Source organism: Sporosarcina koreensis, assembly GCF_001531445.1.
Classification (GTDB): domain Bacteria; phylum Bacillota; class Bacilli; order Bacillales_A; family Planococcaceae; genus Sporosarcina; species Sporosarcina koreensis_C.
This window is the reverse complement of the sequence record NZ_LQYA01000111.1, coordinates 1-643: the sequence shown is the minus strand read 5'-3', so window position 1 is coordinate 643 and position 643 is coordinate 1. Positions and strand designations below refer to the sequence as shown.

The following is a 643-nucleotide window of genomic DNA, read 5'->3' as shown; positions in this document are numbered from 1 at the left end:
CCCTAGTGACCGATAGTGAACCAGTACCGTGAGGGAAAGGTGAAAAGCACCCCGGAAGGGGAGTGAAAGAGAACCTGAAACCGTGTGCCTACAAGTTGTCAGAGCCCGTTAATGGGTGATGGCGTGCCTTTTGTAGAATGAACCGGCGAGTTACGATTCCATGCAAGGTTAAGCAGCGAATGCGGAGCCGCAGCGAAAGCGAGTCTGAATAGGGCGAATGAGTATGGGGTCGTAGACCCGAAACCAGGTGATCTACCCATGTCCAGGGTGAAGGTAAGGTAACACTTACTGGAGGCCCGAACCCACGTACGTTGAAAAGTGCGGGGATGAGGTGTGGGTAGCGGTGAAATTCCAATCGAACCTGGAGATAGCTGGTTCTCTCCGAAATAGCTTTAGGGCTAGCCTCAAACGAAAGAATCTCGGAGGTAGAGCACTGTTTGGACTAGGGGCCCATCCCGGGTTACCGAATTCAGACAAACTCCGAATGCCGATGATTTATGTTTGGGAGTCAGACTGCGGGTGATAAGATCCGTAGTCGAGAGGGAAACAGCCCAGACCGCCAGTTAAGGTCCCCAAGTATCCGTTGAGTGGAAAAGGATGTGGCGCTGCCCAGACAACCAGGATGTTGGCTTAGAAGCAGCCA

Annotated in this window: 1 rRNA gene; it reads left to right on the top strand. The window is 52.7% G+C overall.

What is annotated here, in order from left to right:
- A 23S ribosomal RNA gene (locus AWV70_RS13080) occupies positions 1 to 643 on the top strand; the annotation flags it as partial.